Here is a 21,720-nt window from a genome sequence, read left to right as displayed (position 1 = left end):
AAAATTCATAGTTCGTCAAAGGTTTGTAGCGAATTCTCCGGATCGAGCTGGACGAACGGCCCTGCTGCTAGGCTCTGGGATGCGGACTCAAACGACCAACTATGTCGCACGGTTGTTCGCCGGCGATCTGTCGGCCTTTGGCGGTCCCGCAACCGACGAGGCGATGGCCGGCCATATCCGCGCCGAACAGATGTCGCTGGTGCTCGGCTATTCGGTCGGCATCATGCTCGCCAATGCCTGCAACGCCATCGTACTCGCCATCGCGCTGTGGCAGTCGCCGGACCGGATGTTCGCCCTGATCTGGGCGGTCGCGGTCGCCGCCGCCGCGATCGGATTTTGCCTGCAATCCTACGCCGCGCGCCGCATTACCAAGCCGCAATTCGTCTCGCGCCGCGCCATGCACCGGCTGGTGCGCAATGCCTTCATCCTTGGCTCCGCCTGGGGCATCGTCCCGGTCGCGTTCTTCGCCGGCGCCTCGACCGGCGGGCAGCTCGTCATCACCTGCCTGTGCTCGGGCATGCTGGCCGGAGGCGCGCTAGCCTTCGCCACGATCCCGATCGCGGCCATCGCGTTCACGGCGCCCATCTTCCTCGGCATCGCGATCTGCCTCAGCAGGAACGGCGACCTGGCCTTCCTGCTGATGGCCTTCCTCGTCGTGGTCTATGGCAGCGTGCTGCTGCGCAACGTGTTCGTCAATTCGTTCTCGTTCGCGCGGCGCGTGATACGGCAGATCGAGGCGGAGCGCACGGTGCGCCAGGACTCGCTGACGCAACTGCCCAATCGCTTCGCCTTCAACGAGACGCTCGATGCCGCGCTGAAGCGACTGGCCCTTTCCGGCGAGGAGTTCGCGGTGCTGCTGCTCGATCTCGATCGCTTCAAGGAGGTCAACGACAAGTTCGGCCATCCCGCCGGCGATGACTTCCTGGTGCAGGTCGCAGGCCGCCTGCAGCGCTGCACCCGCACGGCCGAGCACGTAGCGCGCATCGGCGGCGATGAGTTCGCACTGGTGATGGCCAATCTGGCGCGGCCCGAGGATGCGCTCGAAATCGCCGAGCGCTTCGTCGCGGCGTTCGACGAACCGTTCCAGATCGAGGACCGCCAGATCATCGGCGCGACCAGCGTCGGCATCGTGCTGGCCCCTCGCGACGGCAACACCGCGCTCGACGTCATGAAGAACGCCGATGCGGCGCTCTACCGTGCCAAGAAGGCGGGGCCGGGCACGGTCTGCTTCTTCGAACAAGCGGACGACAGGCTATCTCGCGACCGCAAGGCGCTGCAGTCGGACCTCGAAGGCGCGATCGCGCGAGACGAGCTGTTCCTGGCGTTCCAGCCTTTCCTCGATATCCGCGACAACCGGATCACCGGCTTCGAGGCGCTGTTGCGCTGGCGGCATCCTTCGCGCGGGCTGGTGCCGCCGAGTGAATTCATACCAATCGCGGAGGAGACCGGGCTGATCCACGCGATCGGCGAATGGGTGATCCGCCGCGCCTGCGCCACCGTGGCGCAATGGCCGGAAGAGATCAGGGTCGCCGTGAACTTCTCCGCGGCGCAGTTCCACAATACAGGCATTCTTCAGATCATCGTGCAGGCGCTCGCCGACGCCAAGATTGCCCCGCATCGGCTCGAGATCGAGATCACGGAATCGATGCTGCTGTCGAAATACGGCTCGGCCGCGACGGTCCTGAACGCATTGCTGGAGCTCGGAGTCACCGTGGCGCTCGACGACTTCGGCACCGGCTTCTCGTCGCTGACATACCTGCGCAAGCTGCCGTTCAGCCGCATCAAGATCGACCAGTCCTTCATCCGCGACATGCTGGTGCAGCCGGACTGCGCCGCGATCGTGAAGTCGGTGATTTCGCTGGCACGCGACCTCGACATCGGCGTGGTGGCGGAGGGAGTCGAGACCGCCGACCAGCTCGAATATCTGCGCCAGATCAGTTGCGACGAGGTGCAGGGGTATCTCATCAGCCGGCCTGTTTCGGCCGATGGCGTGCTGGCGCTGCTCGATACGAAGAAGCTTCGGGCGATTTACGCGGCGTAGGTGCCAGCGCTTCCAACCGCGTCATGGCCTGGCTCGTACCGCCCATCCACGCGTCGGCTCCGAGCATGAAGAACGTGGATGGCCGGGACAAGCCCGGGCATGGCGACCTCTCCTAGAGCATGATCCGGAAAAGTGTGCAGCGGTTTTCCGAAAAGATCATGCTCAAACAATAACCTGAAGCGCGATGGCGATTCATCCCGATCCCATCGCGCTTTAGTGTCAGATCGCATCCGCCCGCAGCAGGGTGTCCACCGTGATGGTGCCGCGCGCGCGAGAGACGCAGGCGCAGATCTTCCGGTTGCTCTGTTTCTGATGATCGCTGAAGAAGACGTCGCGATGATCGATCTCGCCGTCGACCGCGACCACGTCGATGGCGCAGAGGCCGCATTCGCCGCGCTTGCAGTCGTACATCACGTCGTGGCCGCTGGCGTTGAGCACGTCCAGCATCGAGCGCTCGCGCGGGATCTCGAGCTCGACGTTCGAGTCCTTCAATCGCACGCGAAAAGTTTCGGTCGGCAGCGTGCCGCTGGAGCCGAAGGTCTCGTAGCGGAGATCGGGCAGCGGGTGGCCGGCCCCGATCCAGGCATGGCGCGCGGCGTCCAGCATCCGCATCGGGCCGCAGAACAGGGCCAGCGTACTTTGCGGCAACGAGGCGAACAGCGCGTCGAGATCGAGCCGCCGGCCCTCGTCGCTGGCGTGAACAACCAGACGGTCCCCGAGCATCGCGGCGAGATCGTCGAGATAGGCGGCCTCACGGCGCGAGCGCACGGCGTAATGCAGCGCGACGTTTGCCTCGCGCCGCGCCAGTGCCTGCGCCGCGCCGAGGATCGGGGTGATGCCGATGCCGCCGGCGATCAGGCAGTAGTTTTCGCGAGCCCAGTCAACCGCAAGGAGCGAAGCGGGCCGGGTGATGTCGAGGCGCGCGCCGGGTGCGAGCTGCCACATGTAGCGCGAGCCGCCGCGGGAATCCTCAGCGCGGCGCACCGCTATTCTGAAGCCATGCGAAGAGGCTTCGCCGACCAGCGAATAGGATCGCGTCTCCGGCAGGCCGTCGATGGTGACGCTGACATTGATGTGGCTGCCGACCGGATAGGACGTGACGTCGAACTGATCCGGCCTGATCAGAAATTCGCGGATGCCGGGCGCGAGATCGCGCGTCGAGACGAGTGTCGCCGGAATCCGGGTTTCGACGAAGCGCATTGTGACTGCCCTCAATCGGTTGCGGTCTTGATCAGCGCGAGCGCCGGCAAGAGGTCGAGATGGGTGCGGTTGCGCAGCGCGAGCCGCAGGTTTCGCACCGCGAGCCGGGCATGCTCGCGCATGATGGCCTCGGCGCGCGCGCCCTCGCGGTTCTCGATGGCGTCGATCACGACGCGATGGTGCTCCTGGGCGATGATCAGGATCTGCTGCGCCTCGGGCAGCGCCGACTGCGCCATCACAAAGCCGCTTGGCGATGCGAACGGCAGCGCTGAGGCGCGGTCGATCTGCCGGATCAGGGGCTGGCTGCGGGACAGTTCCGTGAGCAGCGCGTGGAAACGCGCATTCAGCGTGACATAGGACGAGAAGGCATCGACCGAGATCGGCACCTGGCGGAGCAATTCGTCGATTGCGGAAAGGCACTCCTTCAACGATTCGAGCTCGCGCGCGGAGACGCCGCGCTCGGCGGCAAAGCGCGCAGCCAAACCTTCCAGCGTGCCGCGCAGTTCGATGGAATCGGAGATGTCGCGCTCGGAGAACGCCTTCACCATGAAGCCGCCCGAGGGGATCGCCTCCAGCAGGCCCTCCTCCTCCAGCCGCACCAGCGCCATGCGCACCGGCGTGCGCGAGGCGCCGGTGGTCTCCACCGCCTGCAGCTCGGAGATGCGCTCGCCGGGGCGTAAAGACCCCGACAGAATCTGATCGCGCAGCGCGAGCTGCGCCTTCACGGTCTGCGAGACGGAGCGGTCGACCTCACGCTCGGCCATGATCTACTCCGCGGCCTGGAGGTGCGTTGGCGCGTTTTCCTTCGCCACCATCCGGTCGATCAGCTTGCGCGACCACATCGCGCCGGCGTCGATGTTGAGGTTATAGAAGATGCGGTCGGGGTTCTCGTCCATCGCGCGCTGCTGCGCTTCGAGGATCAGCTCGTCCTCGCGGAAGATGCCGGAGACGCCCTCGCGGATCTCGGTGGTGATGCGCTGCTCGCTGATGCGATAATTGCGCACGAAGGCCCAGAAGTAATGGCAGGTCTTCTCCGTCTCCGGCGTGATGGTGTTGAGCACGAAGCCGTTGACGCCCTGCGAGCGGTCGCCTTCCGGCGCGCCGGTGCCCGTCGGCGCCACGCCGACGTCGATGGCGATGGTGCACGGCGCCTCGAAACGGATGATCTGCCAGCGATCGACGAGGCCGGGCTTGCCGAGCTGCTTGCCCCAGAACGGCGGCGGCTCGATGCCGCGCATCCAGCGCGTCACCGTCACCGTCTTCTCGCCATGGGTGACGTCGAACGGCGCTTCCGCCACCGCGTCATTTCCAATCGACGAGCCGTGCACGAAGGTCTCGTGGGTGAGATCCATGAGATTGTCGAGCACGAGACGGTAGTCGCAATTGACATGGATTGTCTTGCCATCGCCGGCCCAGGCGGGATCGTCGTTCCAGTGCATGTCGGGCACGAGCGCGGGATCGGCGAGTGCAGGATCGCCCATCCAGAGCCAGATGTAGCGATGGCGCTCGACGACGGGATAGGCGCGCACGCAGGCCGAGGGGTTGATGGTCTCCTGCGAGGGCATGAAGGTGCAGCGGCCCTGCGCATTGTATTTCAGGCCATGATAGCCGCAGACGACGGTGTCGCCCTCCAGCCGCCCCTTGGACAGCGGCACCAAGCGATGCCAGCAGGCGTCCTCCAGCGCGGCCACCGAGCCGTCAGCTTTCCGATACATCACGACATGCTTGCCGCAGATCGTCCGCGGCAGCAGCGCCGGCTTCACCTCGGCGTCCCAGGCGGCGGCGTACCAGGCGTTCATGGGGAAGGGTTTCGTCATCGGTCTCACTCCCACGGCTTATGAATACGTTATGTATACAATAGCGGGGGTATGGAAACGTTCAAGGCCACAAATGCCGTATTATATTACCTTCATATTTCATTATGTATACACACCATCCGCTGTCATTCCCCGCGAAGGCGGGGAATCCAGTACTCCGCGGCAGACATTGGTTCACACAAACTTCAGGCGCGGCGTACTGGATCGCCCGCCTTCGCGGGCGATGACACCGGAAAAATGTGGCGGCCCTCTCGGAGGGCGAGAGAAAGGCGTGCCGGCTGCAGAACACCTTACGCCGCGAACACCTTCGCCAGGCCGGCCTGCGCTTCCTCCTGAATCCGCGTCAGGTGCTCGGCGCTGCGGAAGCTTTCGGCGTAGATCTTGTAGACATCCTCCGTCCCCGACGGCCTTGCGGCGAACCAGCCGAAATCGGTTTCGACCTTGATGCCGCCGAAGGGCTGGCCGTTGCCGGGCGCCTTGCTCAGCGTTGAGCGCACCGGATCGCCGGCGAGCTCCTCGAGGCCGAGCTGCTCGGGCGTGACGGACTTCAGGATGTTCTTTTGCGGCCCGGTCGCGGCAACGTCGATGCGCGCGTAATGGGGCATGCCGAACTCGGCGGTGAGATCGTCAAAGAGCTGGCTGGGATCGCGACCGGTCTTGGCCATGATCTCGGCAGCCAACAGGCCGAGGATGATGCCGTCCTTGTCGGTGGTCCACACCGTGCCGTCGCGGCGCAGGAACGAGGCCCCTGCACTCTCCTCGCCGCCGAAGCCGAAGCTGCCGGTGAGGAGGCCGTCGACGAACCATTTGAACCCGACCGGCGTCTCGACCAGCCTACGACCGAGCTTCTTGGCGACGCGGTCAATGATCGAGCTCGACACCACGGTCTTGCCGATCGCAGCACTCTTGCCCCAGTTCGGGCGATGCGCGAAGAGGTAGGAGATCGCGGTCGCCAGATAATGGTTCGGATTCATCAGGCCGCCGGTGCGGGTGACGATGCCGTGGCGGTCGGCGTCGGTGTCGTTGGCAAAGGCGACGTCGAAGCGGTCGCGCATGCCGATCAGGCTCGCCATCGCGTAAGGCGAGGAGCAGTCCATGCGGATCTTGCCGTCCCAGTCGACCGTCATGAAGCGGAAGGTCGGATCGATCGCCTGGTTCACGACGGTGGCGTTGAGGCCATGGCGCTCGATGATCGGATGCCAGTACTGCACGGCGGCACCTCCGAGAGGATCGATGCCGATATTGACGCCGGCGGATTTGACGAGATCGAGATCGACGACATTGCCGAGATCGGCGACGTAGGGGGTGACGAAGTCGTAGGCGTGGACGTTCGCCGCCTTGCGCGCCTTGGCATAGTCGATGCGCTTCACGTCCTCGAGATCGCCGGCGAGATAGGCGTTGGCGCGCTTCTCGACGACGCCGGTCACATCCGTATCGGCCGGGCCGCCATGCGGCGGATTGTATTTGTAGCCGCCGTCTTCCGGCGGATTGTGGGAGGGCGTGATGACGACGCCGTCGGCGAGGCCGCTGGTGCGGGCCTTGTTGTAGGTGAGGATGGCGTGTGAGATGACAGGCGTCGGCGTGTAGCCGCCGTCCTTGTCGATCATGATGTCGACGCCGTTGGCGGCGAACACTTCGATGGCGCTGACCAGCGCCGGCTCAGCCAGCGCGTGGGTATCGATGCCGATGAAGAGCGGACCTGTCAGGCCCTTTTCTCTTCTGTAATCACAAATGGCTTGCGTGGTCGCGAGGATGTGGCCTTCGTTGAACGTGTTCTTGTACGAGGTGCCGCGATGGCCCGACGTGCCGAACGCCACGCGCTGCGCCGGATCGGACGCATCCGGCTTGCCGGCGAAATAGGCCGTCACCAGCCGCGGAATATTGGTGAGCGCGTCCGGCGAAGCCTGCTTGCCCGCCGCGGGATGAACATCAGCCACTGAAATATCCTCGTTCTGTCGTGAGTGCGGGACACCATAGCATCGGCCGTGCCCCCGCCAAGGGCACAACACGCGCGAGGGGGAAGGCGTTCCTTGGGTTGTGGTTCGCATGACATGCGGGACAACCGCTCCGGATCTCAGCCACGGCATTCTGAGCCCGCCAGATCCGCTGCCGCCACCGCACCAGCTCAATGAGGCCGCGCGGGCCGAGTTCGCGCGCTATCTCGCAAGCATGCTGCCGCACAAGGCTTTTGCCGTGTCGCCGAACGGCGGCTACGGCTGGCGCGCGGGTCGCGCCTCAGCCGACGACGCCGGGCGCGACTCGCTGGCGGCCTGCATGAAATGGTCGCCCGTCTGCACGCTCTATGCGGTCGATGACCAGCTGACGGAGCCTTCGCAAGCAAGGTCCACTGATCAGAGCGCCCGCGCGCGCCAGTGACCTCGCGCCAGAGGCCGGTTTGTTAACTCCGGAGCGCTATGACAAACCCATGCTGTGGGATCGGGCACGCTTCATACTCGGCGCGATGTGGAGACACCTCGCGGTCGTCCTGCTCTTGTCGGCCCCGATCGGCGCACATGCCGGCGACGGCGATATCGACGGGCCGCACACGACCTCGACGATCGCGAACGCCAACATGGAGCTCGGCGCCGGCGAAACGCCGTCATCCCGGGCCATGATCCGGAAGATCATCGAGAGAGAAACCAAAAGCACCGATTTACCAGCCGATATCGCCGAAGCGGTCGTCTTCGTCGAAAGCGGCTATAACCCGGCGATCATCGGCAGCGCGGGCGAAATCGGCCTGATGCAGGTGCGCCCCGAGACGGCCGCGATGCTGGGCTTCCGCGGGAGCAATGCGGAATTGGCGGAGCCTGATATCAACATCCATTACGGGGTGCTTTATCTCAGCCGGGCTTGGCAGCTGGCGGGCGGCGACCTCTGCCGCGCCCTGATGAAATACCGGGCAGGTCATGGCGAAGAGGAGATGACCGCGCGGTCGCAGGTCTATTGCAACCGGGCCCGCAACCGTCTCGTTGCCATGAACGCGATGCAGGCGGGGACCGAAGCTGCGGCTGCTCCGGATCCGCCGCCCCCGGTCGCTGCTCCGGCTCCGGCAAAACCGGCGAGCCGCCCGAAGATCGCGGTGCAGCCCAAAGCGGTCTATGCCCGCTACCGTCAAGGCACCGCGGCCGCCAGCCGCGCCTATTGGGCCGCACATGAGGCCCGCATCAGCCAGATCAAGGCACGCATCGAAGCACGATGGAAGCGCGTCGCGTCTCGCTGACGATGATGTCCTACAACCGCTCACTGAGCGCGAACTCTGCGCGCGCGAGCAGATCGCGCAAGTTGATCGGCCTGGTGACGTAGTGGTCGCCCGGCGACCTCGAGCCCGAGGATGCGATCCACGCCACCGGCAGCCCGCCGCAGCTTGCTCGGCCGCACGCTTCGCATCTACTGTGCTCCAAAAGCCTGCACTTGGAGGTGGCGTCATGGAGGTCATACTGCTCGGCACCGGCGGTCCGCGCCCGGACCCGCGCCGCATGGCGACCACCACGCTGATCAGGCTAGGCGACGAGAATATCCTGTTCGACGCAGGCCGCGGCGTCGTGGTGCAGCTCAGCAAGGCCGGCGTGCCGCTCGGCGCCATCAACACGGTCTTTCTCACGCATCACCATTTCGACCACATCGGCGACCTCTACGACGTGATGCTGAATTCATGGATGGACGGGCGCAAGGACGAGCTGCGCGTCTATGGACCGCCGGATACCGAGCGGCTCGTCAGCACGCTGATCACGCAGGTCTACGACAAGGACATCGCGTGGCGGGACAAGGGCGAACCCAGCTTCGGCGGCTGGAAGCCTGTCGTCGCAACGGACATCGTGCCGGGTCCTGTTCTCGACACCGGGCGCTGGAAGATCAGTGCCGAGCTGGTCTCGCATGGCGATGGCCTCGACATGCCGCCGGCCTTCGTCGCGCGCTGGATGTGTCTCGGCTACCGCTTCGAAGCGGAGGGCAAGATCATCGCAATTTCCGGCGACACCGTGCCCTGCCCCGGGCTCGAGCGGCTGGCTGAGGGAGCCGACCTGCTGGTCCAGTGCTGCTTTCTCGCCACGCCGGAGATCAACAACGAGCATTTGCGCCGGCTTGCGAAATACACGATCGCCTGTGGCGACACGGTCGGCAAGATCGCGGCCAAGGCCGGCGTCAAGAAGCTCGCGCTGACCCACCACCGGCCGCGCAGCGATGATGCCATGTTGAACGCGCTGCTCGAGGATGTCAGGCAGGACTATGCGGGGCCGGTCGTGCTCGGCGAGGATCTCACGCGTATCGAGGTCTGAGCATCATCGAAGCACGCGCGCCGCAAACATGCGTGCGGAATCTGTTCGGCGTCAGGACGATCCGACCTCGATCCGGTAGGACAACTCTTCTTCAGCGCCCGGCGCGATGTGCATCAGGCCCGGCTTGTCGGTGAACTCGCCGTCGAAGCCGGCGGGACTGGCATAGCCGCGCCAGGGCTCGATGCAGAGGAACGGCGCACCTGACGGTTTCGACCAGACGCCGAGTTCGCGAAAGCCGCGCCAGGACATTTTCAGCCAGGGCCCCATCGATGCCCCCTGCCCCGCGGCATAGCGGACCGAAGTGCTCTCGATCCGGTCGAAGATGATGGCGTCGTCGGTGAATAGGGATTCGGACAAGGGCAGCGCGGCACCTTTGACCGGGCTCGGCTGCACTGCCGGGCGCAGCAGTCCACCATCGAGACGGCGGACGGGAGACGACTCTGCGCGCGCGAAGGTCAGCGCATAGTCCTGCTTTGCCGCGTCGGACTGCAGCGGCCAGTTGAAGGCGGGATGGCCGCCGATCGAAGCCGGCAATGTCTCCTTGCCGGTGTTGGCGATCGTGAGCGTCAGATCGAGACCGGAATCATCGATCGCATAGGCGGCCGTGAGCCGGAACGGGAACGGATAGAGCGCGCGCGTCGCCTCATTGTCATGGAGCACCAGGGTGCAGCGGCTCTCGCCGCGCTCTGCCCACACAAAACGGCTGTCGCGGGCAAAGCCGTGCTGGGTCATCCGATACGATTTGCCCTGGTGCAGCAATTCGTCATTGGCAAGACGCCCGACGATGGGAAACAGCAGCGGCGCGTGACGCGGCCATTCCGGCCCCGCCTGCCAAAGGAATTCGATGCCGCCGTCCTTCAGCGAGCACAGCTCGGCGCCGTGCGCCTTGATGGTGGCGGTGAGGGAGCCGCTGCGAAGGGAGTGGGTGTCGGTCATTGCCGACCTCTACACCGCGGACTCAGACGCAGCAAGGCGGCGCCGGCCATGCAGGCGGCGCCTCGGAGCCATGCCGAGCTGCGTCATATTTCTGTACCTAACGATTGCTCACTTGCGGTTCCTCCACCGCGAGCTCCCCGGGACCCCGGCCGGGACTCCATGAACCATCGTGGTAGCCAATTGAAATTCTTCATCAACGGCCGCTTTCTGTCGCAAAAGCTCACGGGCGTTCAGCGCTATGCCGCTGAAGTGGTCAAGGCCATCGACGTGCTGCTGGCGTCTGAGCAGACTCCAGCCTCGCTGCGCAATGCGGACTGGCAGTTGCTGACGCCTGCGGATGCAAGCGAGAGCCTTGATCTCGAGCGGATCAAGATCCGCGCAGTCGGCCGGTTGCATGGACATGCGTGGGATCAAATCGATCTCGCGCGCGCCGCCGCCGGAGGCCGCCTGATCAGTCTGGCCAATTCCGGTCCCGTCTTCCATCGCGACCACCTCGTCGTGATCCACGACGCCCAGGTCTTTCGCCGGCCCGACTTCTTCAACTGGCGCTATCTGGCAGTTCACCGAACCATGGGCCGGCTGCTCGCCCGGCGCGCAAGCATCGCAACCGTATCGGCTTTTTCGCGCGGAGAGCTCGCCGAGGTGTTGAATCTATCGGCAACAGAGATCCCGGTCTTCCCCAACAGCGCAGAGCACTTCGCCAAGACGAAACCAGATCCCGGCATCATTGCCCGGCTCGGCCTTCAGCCGCAGAAATTCTTCCTTTATGTGGGCTCGAGGACCAAGAACAAGAATCTTTCCGTCGCGATCCGCGCCATCCAGCTGCTCGATCGGCCTGACGTTCCCCTGGTCATCGTCGGCGGCGATAACAGTAAAGTCTTTCAGGACAATTCGGGCGTAGGGGCTGCAGGCCTGCTGCTTGCTGGCCGTCTGACCGACGGCGAGATTGCAGCTCTCTATGCGCATGCATCGGCATTCGTGTTTCCCTCGCTCTATGAGGGATTCGGCGTGCCGCCGCTCGAAGCCATGATCTTCGGTTGCCCGGTCATCGCTTCGACGGCTGATGCCGTCGTGGAGACGTGCGGTGACGCGGCCGCGTATTTTCGCGCCACCGATGCCGAAGCATTGAAGCAGCTCATGCTCGAAAGATTGGCAGCGGGCGCGATCTCGGACCAGGAACGCATGCGGCAACAGGATCGCGTGACATTCTATTCGTGGAAAAAATCTGCGAAGGCTCTGCTCGATCACCTCGCAGCGCCGGCGAACGTCGCCAGCGCTGCTTGAAATTCGACGCAGCTCGCCTCTCGCGCGCAACGGTTTTTGCACAAACGATTTGCAACTCGGGGCTCCTTGCATAGTTCCATGAAAATTTCTCGTTCTTGCGGGTGATCGCACGCACGAAGAGCTTGGCGCAACATGACCACATCGCTGCCCCAATATCGCTACGTATTCGAGGAACTGTGTTTCGCAGTAGCGAACTCAGAACAGGGATACACGATGTCCGGCTCTCCAACGCGGCCCTACGCAAGGCAGACGGTGAAAGTGCTGCACGTCGCCGAGACGATCCGCGGCGGGATTGCCAGCTATCTGAACGAGTTGCATCCGCAGCAACAGGCGAGCTTCGGCGCCGACAACGTGCACTATGTCGTGCCCTCGGATCATCGTCGCGATCTCGGCGCGATCGATGACAGCCAGATTACGACGTTCGAGCGGACCGGCCGCAGCGTCTCCGGGCTGTTCCAGATGTTGCGCGCAAGCATGCAAGCCCTCGACGCCTTCCGGCCGGACGTGGTGCATTTGCATTCCTCCTTTGCAGGCCTCGTGCTCCGGCCCGTGCTGGCGGCCCGCTCGAACGGCCCGCGTGTGGTCTATTGCCCACACGGCTGGGCATTTTCGCGCGAGACCGGTCGTCTCAGCCATCTCATCACGAAGGCAGCAGAAAATCTTCTCGCGCGCACGTCGGACCGGATCATCTGCATCTCCGGTGACGAGTATAATGAGGCGGTCCGCGCGGGAATTCCCGCCGAGCGCCTCACCATCGTCCACAATGGCATCTCGAAGAGCCGCACGCCGCAGCCCGTCGCGGCGGACTGGACAACATCCAAGAAAGTCAAGGTGCTGTTCATTGGACGCCTTGACCGGCAGAAGGGCTTTGATCTCCTGATCGAAGCGGCGCGCTCGCTCGAGGATGTGCTCGACATCCGCATGGTCGGTGCCTCCGTCGTCAACAAGTATGAAGGCCCGACGGTCCCCTCCAACGTGAGCCTGCTGGGCTGGCTGGACCGCCCGACCATCGAGACCCAGCTCGAGGCCGCCGACCTCGTCGTGATTCCATCACGATGGGAAGCCTTCGGTCTCGTTGCCCTGGAAGCGATGCGCGCAGCCAAGCCCATCCTGGCGTTCCGTAGCGGCGCATTGCCCGAGATCGTCGTCGATGGCGTCACCGGCGTGCTCTGCGAGCCCGTCGGCGTTCAGCCGCTCGTCGACGGGTTCCGGCGAGCGCTTGATCTCGATCTCAAGGTGCTGGGACAGCGCGGCTACGACCGCTTCAAGCAGCTGTATGACGTCCAGAAGACGCATGGAGAATTGCAGCAGGTCTATGTCGAGCTCCTTCAGGACGACCAGACACCGGTCGAAGCGAAAGCGGGACTGCAGTCGGATCTCTCAAAGAATTTCTGATGAGCAAAATGCACGGTTGCCCCTGCAGGTGCAGGAGATCGCGATGGCAATGCCCTGGGCCGGGCTTGATGTCACCGCCAGTGCGTCGCGCGTGATCTAGACCATGACACGCCCACGCACCTTGGTCCGCGACAGTGTCCTCCGCCTCGCGGGCCTCATCTCGTCCATTGTTCTGTCGGTCCCTGCCTGCGCTCAGCAGGCTCAACCGCTCGACACGCGATTCCTGCTCGGCGTCGGCACCCATCAGGGGCTGGGCGGGCCGGTGAGCGAGCGCGGATACGTGCCCGCAGAGAACATCGCCCAGATCAAGCAACTCGGCTTCAACGCCTTCCGCGACGATTTTCCCTGGTCCGATTTCGAGGTCGGCGGACGCCGGATGGGCTTCACGCCCAGGCTCGGCAGGCTCGAAGCGCAAGTCAAATCTGGCGTCGCGCGTCCCCTCCTGATCCTCGCCTTCGGCCATCATCTCGTTCCGAATTCCTCGCCGCCAACGACCGATGAGGCGCGGCAGCGGTTCGCGGACTATGCTGCCGCGGCGGCGCAATCGGTCGTGGCGCAGCATCCCCTGTTCGAGCTCTGGAACGAGTGGAACCTGGCGGCGAAGAAGGATGCCGCCTTCTCGCCGGAGAACTATCTGGCGCTTGCCGAGGCCACACGACCGGCGGTCAAGCGGGTGGCGCCGAACGCGCCTTTCCTGGTTGGCGCGCTCGGCGACGATCCGGGCTGGACATGGACGGAGAAGATGCTGCGGACCGGCATTCTGCAATATGCCGACGGCGCGTCGATCCATCTCTACAATTTCTGCATGGGCCCGAGCAAACGCAGCTCGGCCGAAATCATCGAGCGGCTCACGGCGTTTCACCGGCTCGTCGGCCAGGCGAGCGGAAATGCCGACTTCCCGATCTATGTCACCGAGACGGGCTGGACCACGCCCACCAACAAATGCGGCGTCAGCGAACAGGCCCAGGCCGACAATACGGCGCAGCTCATCCTGTGGGCGTCGACCGCGACGCGCTGGCTCAAGGGGATCTGGATTTACGAGCTCAAGGACAGCGGCAAGAATCCATCGGAGCTGGAGCATAACTTTGGCCTTTATCGCTTCGACAATTCGCCAAAGCCCGTCGCCTGTGCAGCCCAGGGCGCCTGGGCCTTCATTCGCTCCAGCCTGAGTGCCGAGCGACGCGAGCTCGCCAGCGGCGTCGTTTCGATCAATGCATCCACGACGTCCGGCGGCAGAGTCGCGGTCTGGTCCGAGGCTCCGGATCGACGTTACGAAATCCGGCTCAAAGGCGATCAGCAGGGCGCTACCTATGCACTGCCGTGCGATGCGGCCGCAACACCTGCATCCGGGGCCTGGATTCCGGTTTCGAGCACACCGGTTCTGATTGCAGCCAAGAACGGTGCCGCTCCCGCCCTGGAGATAAGGCCGGCGCGGTAGGCGCGATTTTTGAAGACATGAGGTTACGTGATGAAAGTTCTTTTGACGTCCACGCTTTATCCGACGCCTCAGGCACCAAAGATCGTTGGCGGTGCAGAGATCTTCGCGCGACGTTTCGCCGAAGGCCTGGTGCAGCGCGGAGACGAGGTGGAGGTGATACGGACCGCATCGTCCCCTGGGCAGGAGCGCGAAAGCTGCAACGGCATCAACGTCTATTCCGCGCCGGTGCGGAACATCTATCTGCCCTTCATGGAGCAGAAGAACGCCGCTTTACGCGGCGTCTGGCACGCGATCGACGACTGGCAGATGCAGGCGCCCCTGATCGCGGAGCGAGTCCGGGCCTTCAAGCCGGACGTGCTGCACTCCAACAATTTGTCGGGTCTCACCACCGCGATCTGGCGCGTTGCCGCCCAGCTCGGCGTGCCGGTGCTGCATACGCTTCACGACTACTATCTGACCTGTCCACGCTGCTCCCGCTTCGACAAGGGACGGTCTTGCGAGCACACCTGCACGAGCTGCGGAATTCTGAGCTTTCATCGCAAGCGGGCCACACATTGGCTGAGCGCCGTGGTCGGCGTGAGCGAGCGTGTGCTGTCGATTCATACCGATATGGGCATGTTCTCGGAGACGCCGATCCGCACCGTGATCCGCAACGCCTCGACCGAGCCGCCGCGCGCGCCCTACCCTCGTCCGATCTGCACCACGGAAGTGACGTTCGGGTTCATTGGCCGCCTCACCGAGGAGAAGGGCATCGACAACCTGATGCGGGCCCTTGCTATGCTGCCCCGTGATCGCATCCGGATGCTGATCGCCGGCCGGGTCAGCGACGAGGAGCAACGACGCCTCAGGGCGCTCGCTCCGGACGCGCGCATCGAGTTCATGGGCTTTGTCTCGCCGGACGATTTCTACAGGCAGGTCGACGTGGTGATAGCCCCGTCGATCTGGCACGACCCCGGTCCACTCGTCGTTGCAGATGCCAAGGCGGCCGGCAGGCCGCTGCTCGGAACGCGCTTTGGCGGCATGCCCGAGGTCATCAAGCACGGCGTGACGGGCTGGCTGACCGACGCAGATCCCAAATCCCTGGCCAGGAGCATGCTCGCAGTCGCGTCGGATCCGCACAAGATCGACGAGATCAGCCGACGCCTGATCGCCGATACCAACAAATGGATATTTGCCGACGTGCTGTCTTCATACAAGAACCTGTATGAGCAATTGCGCGAGCAACGGATGTCGCGCATGCGCGCAGCAATGACTGAAGCGCCACAGGGATCGACCGTCGGCAAGGAGCGCCTCATTCCGAGATGACACGCCTCTTCGCGATGGCGGGCTACGTCTACCAGAGTGCCGCGGCGATCATCCTGATCTTCGCGCTCAGCCATCTGCTGCCCGCCGCCGCCTACACCAGTTTCTCCTTCACCCTGGCCTCTAGCCAGTTGCTCTGCGTCCTCATGTTCGAGTGGCTCCAGCTTGCCGGACTGCGCTTTCTGGCGGCAGCGAGGGAGAAGGAGGCGGCGCGGCTGAGATGGTCGCTCTTTGCCGCAGGCCTGTCGAGTGCGGGCGCGCTCGTCGTGATCGGGAGCTGTGCATCCTTGGCCAGCGCGCTCCCGACAGGGATCATCGCGCTTGGCCTCGGCATATCCGTGCTTCAGGGCCTGACGGATCTCTATTTCCTGTCGGTCCGCCTCTCCGATCGGCTGGGCATCGCGTCCTTTCTTCTTGCGTTCCGGGCTACCGCTCTTCTGGCCGGGGCCGCCGCGGGAGCAGCGATTTCAGGAACGGCCGAAGCGGCGCTGCTCGGCGTTAGCGCCGGCCACGCACTGGGCCTTGTCGCGGCGCTGGCGGCCTATCGCACCCCCCTGGAACGCGTTTCGCTGCAGACGATGCTCGCCGACTGGGGGGATTTCTCCCGTTACGGCATGCTCGCCGCAGCCGCATCCGTCATCCATCTGTCGGTGCCGGTGCTGCTCCGGATCATCGTCATTGGCCGGCTGGGTGCGACGGGGGCTGGCGCCGGCTTCTCGATTGCGCTCGACCTGCTGCAGCGCCCGTTCTGGGTTCTCAATGCGGCGATCCACACCGTGAGCTATCCCGAAGTCGTCAACGATTTCGAGCACGGGACCGGCGCAAAATCAGTGCAATCGGCGCGCCGGATGTTCGAGTTCATGATCTGCACGACCCTCGTGCTGCTCGGCGGGCTGGTCGGCTTCATTCCTGATGCTGCGCGGATCCTGGTGCCGCACGAGAGCCTGGGTGGATTCCTGGAGACGGCGCCGGCGATCGCGGCCTTCTATTTCCTGCATACCCATTTGCAGGCGACGATCGCGGTTGTCCCCCACCTCGAGAAGCTGGCGACCAGGCTGGTGCTGGTCGCGGCCGGCCAGCTCGCCATCGTCGTGGCCCTCTCCCTGGTCGCGGCGTCGGCCGGCCTGTCGCCGCGGGGGGCGGTGAACTGCGCTTCGCTCGCCACCCTCGCAACGATTCTGGTCGCGCTGGGTCCTACGCTGCGGTTTGAGGCATTTCCGCGCGGGTCATTGGTCGCGCAGGCGCTGGTGGCCGCAATCCTGATCGGCTCGCTCGGTTCGATGCCGACGGAGCCTGCGGCATGGCTCGGCGGCAAGATCGTGATCGCCGCGCTCGCGACTGCGATCATCGCATGGCGCGGCGACTTTCTCATGCTCAGCCGCCGCAGCTGATTCGCCGCACCCGTGGTTGCGGCACGGAACCAGCCTCGCGTCCCGATTCCCGCTGTGCGTGCGTGCACCTCATGAACGGCACCACAACCGCTGCGTGCAAACCCTATATTTTAACCGCCCGTAGAAACGGCATTTGCAAACGTCCTGTGCAGAAACTATGGACTGCAGGTGAAGATGCCCGTCGGATTGCGGACACGGCAGAGCGCCCTTAGCCGGCATCGAGCACTGCAAGAGTGCCGCGTGTTCCATTGCAAGCTCGTCGTGTTCGTACGGCTTGCGCATACACATTCAGCAGTGCAAAACGCGAAAATCTTGAAAGTGCCTTCCTCACGCCATCCTGCACCGGCATCGCATCAATATTCTGCTACGACATGAGCAAATCAGTTCCTGCACAAGGAACTTCCTTCGCTCGCGATTTGTAGCTTTCATTTTTATCTGAAATTCACACTCGATAGAGAAGCTTGAACGCAAATCCCTGCGAGCAATTTCGCTCGCGATGAAACTAGAGTGTGCAATGTCCGATCAAACCATCCTGTCCGCCAGCGGCTTCGTCAACTCCATCGGCGTCAACACGCACGCCGGCTTCGGGTGGACCGACTACAACAATCTCGCACTGATGGTCGATAACCTGAAGTACCTTGGCGTCACCCATCTCCGCGACGCGATGGGAACCAGCCCGGCTTCACAACCTATGGTTGATGGCTTGGCCGCTGCCGGTTACAAGTTCGACTTCCTGGTATCGTCCGCCCTGCCTCAGACAGGCGCAACCGGGCTGCAGAACTACATCGTCTCGCTCGAGAAGTTCGCGGCGAGCCATCCGGGAAGCATCAGCGCCATCGAAGGTCTCAACGAGGCCAATCACCAGCCCTTCAGCTACAATGGCAGCTCGAGCCTCAGTGCCGCGGCTCAGTTCCAGAGCGCGCTCTATCAGGCCGTCAATTCCAACGCCGCGCTCGCCAACACCCCCGTCTATAATCTGTCGCTGGCCTACAACGATCCGCAAGGCTACAGCCAGCTCGGCAACATGTCGGGCTCGGTCGACTACGCCAACGCGCACGCCTATGTCAGCACCAGCCTGACTCCGAGCAGCTCCATTGCGGCAACGCTGAGCGCCGTCTCGACCGCGGCGCCGGGGAAGCCTGTCGTCATCACGGAAACCGGTTACACCACGCAAGCCAACACGCAGTATCTCGGCGTCGACGAGACGGTGCAGGCAAAGTCGATCCTGAACACGCTGGTCGATGCCTACAAGGCCGGCGTGAGCGCGACCTATCTCTACGAGATGTTCGACCGCGATTCCTCCGCCGCCAATACCGATCCGGAAGCGAACTTCGGGCTGTTCAACTCCGACGGCACGCCAAAGCTCGCCGCGACCGCGATTCATAACCTGACGACCATTCTGGCCGACGACGGCAAGGGCGGACTGCAGCCGACTGATCCATTGAACTACACCCTCAGCAACATGCCGGCCTCGGGCAACAGCATGGTGCTCGGCAAGAGCAACGGCGCCTACGAGCTCGTCGTCTGGGCCGAGCCGAAGCTCTGGAACGATGCGACCGATACCGAGATATCCAATCCGACCCAGACCGTCACGGTGAACCTCGGGGCCGTCCATCACACGGTCAAGGTGTACGACACGCTGACGGGAACTACGGCGATCGCCAGCTATACCGACGTCAGCACGATCACCGTTCCGGTCAGCGATCATCCGCTGGTCATCGAGATCGACGCGCCTGCGACCACCCCGACTCCCCCGGACACCCGGACCAGCGTCAGCGGCACGGCCGCCGAGATCGCGCCGCAACTGTCCGACCTCAGCAAGTCGACGGCGCTGCAGAGCATCACGCTGACCGACTCGCACGTCCTTCCGGTCGCCTCGAAGGCGACGATGGACTACATCATCGCCCATTACGGCAGCGCGCTGTCCAAGATCCAGGGTGGATATTCCTTCTCGGTGACGAACACGGCCGCGACCTGGAGCAACACTCTCACTTACGATTCCACCGGAACGCTTACCGCGAATTCCAATACCGGTCTGGATGACAGCGGCCGCCCCTTCACGACCACCATAGACTATTCCGACGGCTCGGAGGATTCCTTCGGCTATACCAATGGAATCAAGACGGCGCTGATCCATCTTGCAACCGATGGCACGAGAACCACCGATACCTATACAATCGGGGGCGTTCTCGTCAGCGAAGTGGTGCAGAAGGCCAGCGGGGCCTACTCCACGACGCTCTACACCGATGGGGTGAAGACGAGGGCCTACATCCTGAATGCCGATGGCACCCAGGACAACTACGCCTATAACATCACCGGCCAGAGCTACACGACCGAGGTTCAGCACTTGGATGCGGCGGGGCATGTCACGAGTGTGACCCGGACCCATGCGGACGGTACGCTGGAATCGACGCAGCTGTTTAACAGCGACGGCAGCAGCGCGATCACGCTTTACAGCGCCGCCGGCGTCAAGCAGGTCGAGACCGATTATCACGCCGATCACAGCATCGATGTCTGGACCTCCAACATCGTCGGGCAGAGCTATACCTCCGAACACGCCGTCTACGACCGCACCGGCTTTCTTACCTCGTTGCAGCGCAGCCACGCCGACGGCAGCCTGGCGTTCAGCCTGGTCCAGAGCACCGACGGGACCAGGACAACCGACTGGTACGACGCCACCGGACATCTCACGAGTGAAGTGGTCCAGAAGGCCGACGGCTATTATTCGACCGCACTCTTCAGCAACGGGGCCGAAACTGCGGCCTACGTCCGCAACGCGGACGGCAGCCAGGACAATTACAGCTACGGCATAACGGGTCAGAGTTTCACGACGCTGATCCAGCACGTCGATCCTACGGGCAAGGTGACCGCCGTCACCCGGAAGCATGCCGACGGAACGCTCGACTATACCCAGGTGATCAACAACGATGGCAGCAGCGTCGTCGTCAACTACGACAGCACGGGAACGAAGATTAGCGAGACGGATGCACACGCCGACGGCAGCAAAGACCTTTGGCTCTACAACATCACTGGGCAGAACTACACGATCGAGCACGATCATTATGATGCAACGGGTTTTCTGACCTTGCTCGAGCGCAGCCACGCCGACGGCACCCTGGCTTTCACGCTGAAGCAGACCAGTGGCGGCGCCAAGACATCCGACTGGTATGATGGGACGGGCACCCTCACCAGCGAGGTCGTGCAAAACGCCGACGGCTCGAGTTCGACGACCGTCTACGCCAATGGCGTAAAGACGGCCGCCTACATCACCAATGCCGACCAGAGCCACGATAACTACAGCTACAACATCGCGGGCCAGAGTTATACGACCGAGCATCAACACCTCGACGCAGCAGGCCACATCACCGACGTCACCCGAACGCATTCTGACGGCACGCTTGATTACGTCCAGCACATCAATGCCGATGGCAGCAGCTCTGTCAGCAACTACGATGCCAGGGGCAACAAGACGGACGAGACCGATCATCATGCCGACGGGTCGAAGGATGTCTTCCTGTATGATGTCGTCGGTCAGAACTATACCACCGAGCACGACACCTACGATTCGACGGGCTTTCTCACCAACATCGTCCGGACCCACGCCGACAACAGCCTGGCCTTCACGCTGGTGCAGACGTCCGGCGGTACGAAGACCTCCGATTGGTACGACGCGAGCGGAACGCTGACGAGCGAGGTGACGACAAGATCCGACGGTTATAGCGCGACGACGATCTATACCGGCGGCGTGAAAAGCGCCGCTTACATCACTAACCCCGACGGAACCTCGGACAATTGGAGCTACAACATCACCGGTCAAAGCTACACCACCCAGCACCAGCATCTGGATGCTGCCGGGCATGTAGTAGCAATCACCCGGACTCACGCGGACGGCACGCTGGATTACACCCAGGTGCTCAACAATGACGGCAGCACGCTGACCGACATCTATGACAGCAGCGGGACCAAGACCCAGGAGATCGCTCAACATGCCGACGCCAGCAAGGACATCTTTCTCTTCAACTTCAACGGGCAGGCCGGCACGACGCAGCACGAGAAGTACAACTCGGCTGGTGCTCTGCAGTCCTTCGACGACGTGAAGCCGGATGGCACCCACAACGTGACGGCGGTCGCCGCCGGAATCAGCATCCAGGGCGGAAATGGTGACGATCTGTTTTCGTCGGCGCCAAATTCAACCACTATCCTCTACGATCATGGCCATGATCAGATCCTGAACTTCAAGGCAGGCGACACGGCAAATCACGATACGATTGCGATTTCTAAGCTATTGGTGTCCGATTACGGCCACCTCCAAATGTCGCAATGGGGGACGGACGTGGCGATCCAGTTGTCGGCAAACGACTCGATCCTGATCAAGAACAATTACGTCACCAATCTTACCAGCCATGACTTTGCCTTCGTTTGAACTGGCGGACGGCTAATCTTCGGCTTCTCTTTGACGAAGAAGGGTTGGATCGCCGCTTGCGATCCGACCCTTCGATCAAGCTTTAGGCCCTTGCCTCGCGTTTGAGCAGGCACAGCCTGTTCGACTCTCTGATCGGCGCAATGCTCCGTTGCGTCGCGATGCAGCATGGTCCGAACTTGCGTCACAATTTGCATTTACCGTTGCGCTCGGTCTTGAACA

Annotated in this window: 14 protein-coding genes and 2 pseudogenes; 10 read left to right on the top strand and 6 right to left on the bottom strand. The window is 63.3% G+C overall.

The window, feature by feature from the left end:
• Positions 1 to 79 precede the first annotated feature (79 nt).
• The gene (locus tag P6U28_RS03175) at positions 80 to 2,041 is read left to right on the top strand and encodes a putative bifunctional diguanylate cyclase/phosphodiesterase (RefSeq protein WP_407121718.1); all 1,962 of its coding nucleotides are present in this window, start codon (positions 80 to 82) and stop codon (positions 2,039 to 2,041) included.
• 219 nt (positions 2,042 to 2,260) lie between these two features.
• On the opposite strand, the gene P6U28_RS03170 is transcribed toward P6U28_RS03175, so the two are convergent.
• From P6U28_RS03170 to pgm, 4 genes are all read right to left on the bottom strand, one after another.
• Positions 2,261 to 3,241 carry a PDR/VanB family oxidoreductase gene (locus P6U28_RS03170; RefSeq protein WP_407121717.1) on the bottom strand — a complete coding sequence of 327 codons (981 nt, stop codon included), beginning with the start codon at positions 3,239 to 3,241 and terminating at the stop codon, positions 2,261 to 2,263.
• Between the two features lie 11 nt (positions 3,242 to 3,252).
• The gene (locus tag P6U28_RS03165) at positions 3,253 to 4,005 is read right to left on the bottom strand and encodes a GntR family transcriptional regulator (protein ID WP_122404911.1); all 753 of its coding nucleotides are present in this window, start codon (positions 4,003 to 4,005) and stop codon (positions 3,253 to 3,255) included.
• 3 nt (positions 4,006 to 4,008) lie between these two features.
• On the bottom strand, positions 4,009 to 5,058 hold the full coding sequence (locus tag P6U28_RS03160; protein WP_129144968.1) for an aromatic ring-hydroxylating dioxygenase subunit alpha: 1,050 nt from the start codon (positions 5,056 to 5,058) through the stop codon (positions 4,009 to 4,011).
• A gap of 290 nt (positions 5,059 to 5,348) precedes the next feature.
• On the bottom strand, positions 5,349 to 6,995 hold the full coding sequence (gene pgm, locus P6U28_RS03155; RefSeq protein WP_407121716.1) for a phosphoglucomutase (alpha-D-glucose-1,6-bisphosphate-dependent): 1,647 nt from the start codon (positions 6,993 to 6,995) through the stop codon (positions 5,349 to 5,351).
• A gap of 136 nt (positions 6,996 to 7,131) precedes the next feature.
• Here pgm and P6U28_RS03150 point away from each other — a divergent pair.
• Together P6U28_RS03150 and P6U28_RS03145 are read left to right on the top strand one after the other, a co-directional pair.
• A pseudogene (locus tag P6U28_RS03150) lies at positions 7,132 to 7,434 on the top strand (dienelactone hydrolase); the annotation flags it as partial.
• A gap of 49 nt (positions 7,435 to 7,483) precedes the next feature.
• Positions 7,484 to 8,278 (top strand): lytic transglycosylase domain-containing protein, encoded by a 795-nt coding sequence (locus P6U28_RS03145; protein ID WP_407121715.1) that lies wholly within the window; start codon positions 7,484 to 7,486, stop codon positions 8,276 to 8,278.
• A 16-nt stretch (positions 8,279 to 8,294) separates the two neighbouring features.
• Here P6U28_RS03145 and P6U28_RS03140 read toward each other — a convergent pair.
• A pseudogene (locus P6U28_RS03140) lies at positions 8,295 to 8,400 on the bottom strand (DNA-binding response regulator); the annotation flags it as partial.
• An 83-nt stretch (positions 8,401 to 8,483) separates the two neighbouring features.
• Here P6U28_RS03140 and P6U28_RS03135 point away from each other — a divergent pair.
• Positions 8,484 to 9,332: an MBL fold metallo-hydrolase gene (locus P6U28_RS03135; protein ID WP_407121714.1), complete on the top strand. Its 849-nt coding sequence runs from the start codon at positions 8,484 to 8,486 to the stop codon at positions 9,330 to 9,332.
• 51 nt (positions 9,333 to 9,383) lie between these two features.
• On the opposite strand, the gene P6U28_RS03130 is transcribed toward P6U28_RS03135, so the two are convergent.
• Positions 9,384 to 10,268: an aldose 1-epimerase family protein gene (locus tag P6U28_RS03130; protein WP_407121713.1), complete on the bottom strand. Its 885-nt coding sequence runs from the start codon at positions 10,266 to 10,268 to the stop codon at positions 9,384 to 9,386.
• Between the two features lie 48 nt (positions 10,269 to 10,316).
• Here P6U28_RS03130 and P6U28_RS03125 point away from each other — a divergent pair, with 48 nt between their 5' ends.
• The 6 genes from P6U28_RS03125 (at position 10,317) to P6U28_RS03100 (ending at position 21,501) form a co-directional block, all read left to right on the top strand.
• On the top strand, positions 10,317 to 11,552 hold the full coding sequence (locus P6U28_RS03125) for a glycosyltransferase family 4 protein (protein WP_407121712.1): 1,236 nt from the start codon (positions 10,317 to 10,319) through the stop codon (positions 11,550 to 11,552).
• 213 nt (positions 11,553 to 11,765) lie between these two features.
• Complete coding sequence (locus P6U28_RS03120; RefSeq protein WP_407121711.1) at positions 11,766 to 12,947, top strand: glycosyltransferase; 1,182 nt, start codon at positions 11,766 to 11,768, stop codon at positions 12,945 to 12,947.
• A 103-nt stretch (positions 12,948 to 13,050) separates the two neighbouring features.
• Complete coding sequence (locus P6U28_RS03115) at positions 13,051 to 14,385, top strand: hypothetical protein (protein WP_122404918.1); 1,335 nt, start codon at positions 13,051 to 13,053, stop codon at positions 14,383 to 14,385.
• Positions 14,386 to 14,415: 30 nt separating this feature from the next.
• Entirely contained in the window at positions 14,416 to 15,690 is a 1,275-nt protein-coding gene (locus P6U28_RS03110; RefSeq protein ID WP_129144964.1) for a glycosyltransferase family 4 protein, read from the top strand.
• The gene (locus tag P6U28_RS03105; RefSeq protein WP_129144963.1) at positions 15,687 to 17,078 is read left to right on the top strand and encodes a hypothetical protein; all 1,392 of its coding nucleotides are present in this window, start codon (positions 15,687 to 15,689) and stop codon (positions 17,076 to 17,078) included. The genes P6U28_RS03110 and P6U28_RS03105 overlap by 4 nt, the downstream gene beginning before the upstream one ends.
• Before the next feature lie 514 nt (positions 17,079 to 17,592).
• Complete coding sequence (locus tag P6U28_RS03100) at positions 17,593 to 21,501, top strand: RHS repeat protein (RefSeq protein ID WP_407121710.1); 3,909 nt, start codon at positions 17,593 to 17,595, stop codon at positions 21,499 to 21,501.
• Positions 21,502 to 21,720 lie beyond the last annotated feature (219 nt).

The organism is Bradyrhizobium sp. STM 3561 (genome assembly GCF_045571455.1).
Taxonomy (GTDB): domain Bacteria; phylum Pseudomonadota; class Alphaproteobacteria; order Rhizobiales; family Xanthobacteraceae; genus Bradyrhizobium; species Bradyrhizobium vignae.
Note: the sequence above shows the minus strand (reverse complement) of the source record. Positions and strands in the feature narration are given on the sequence as shown.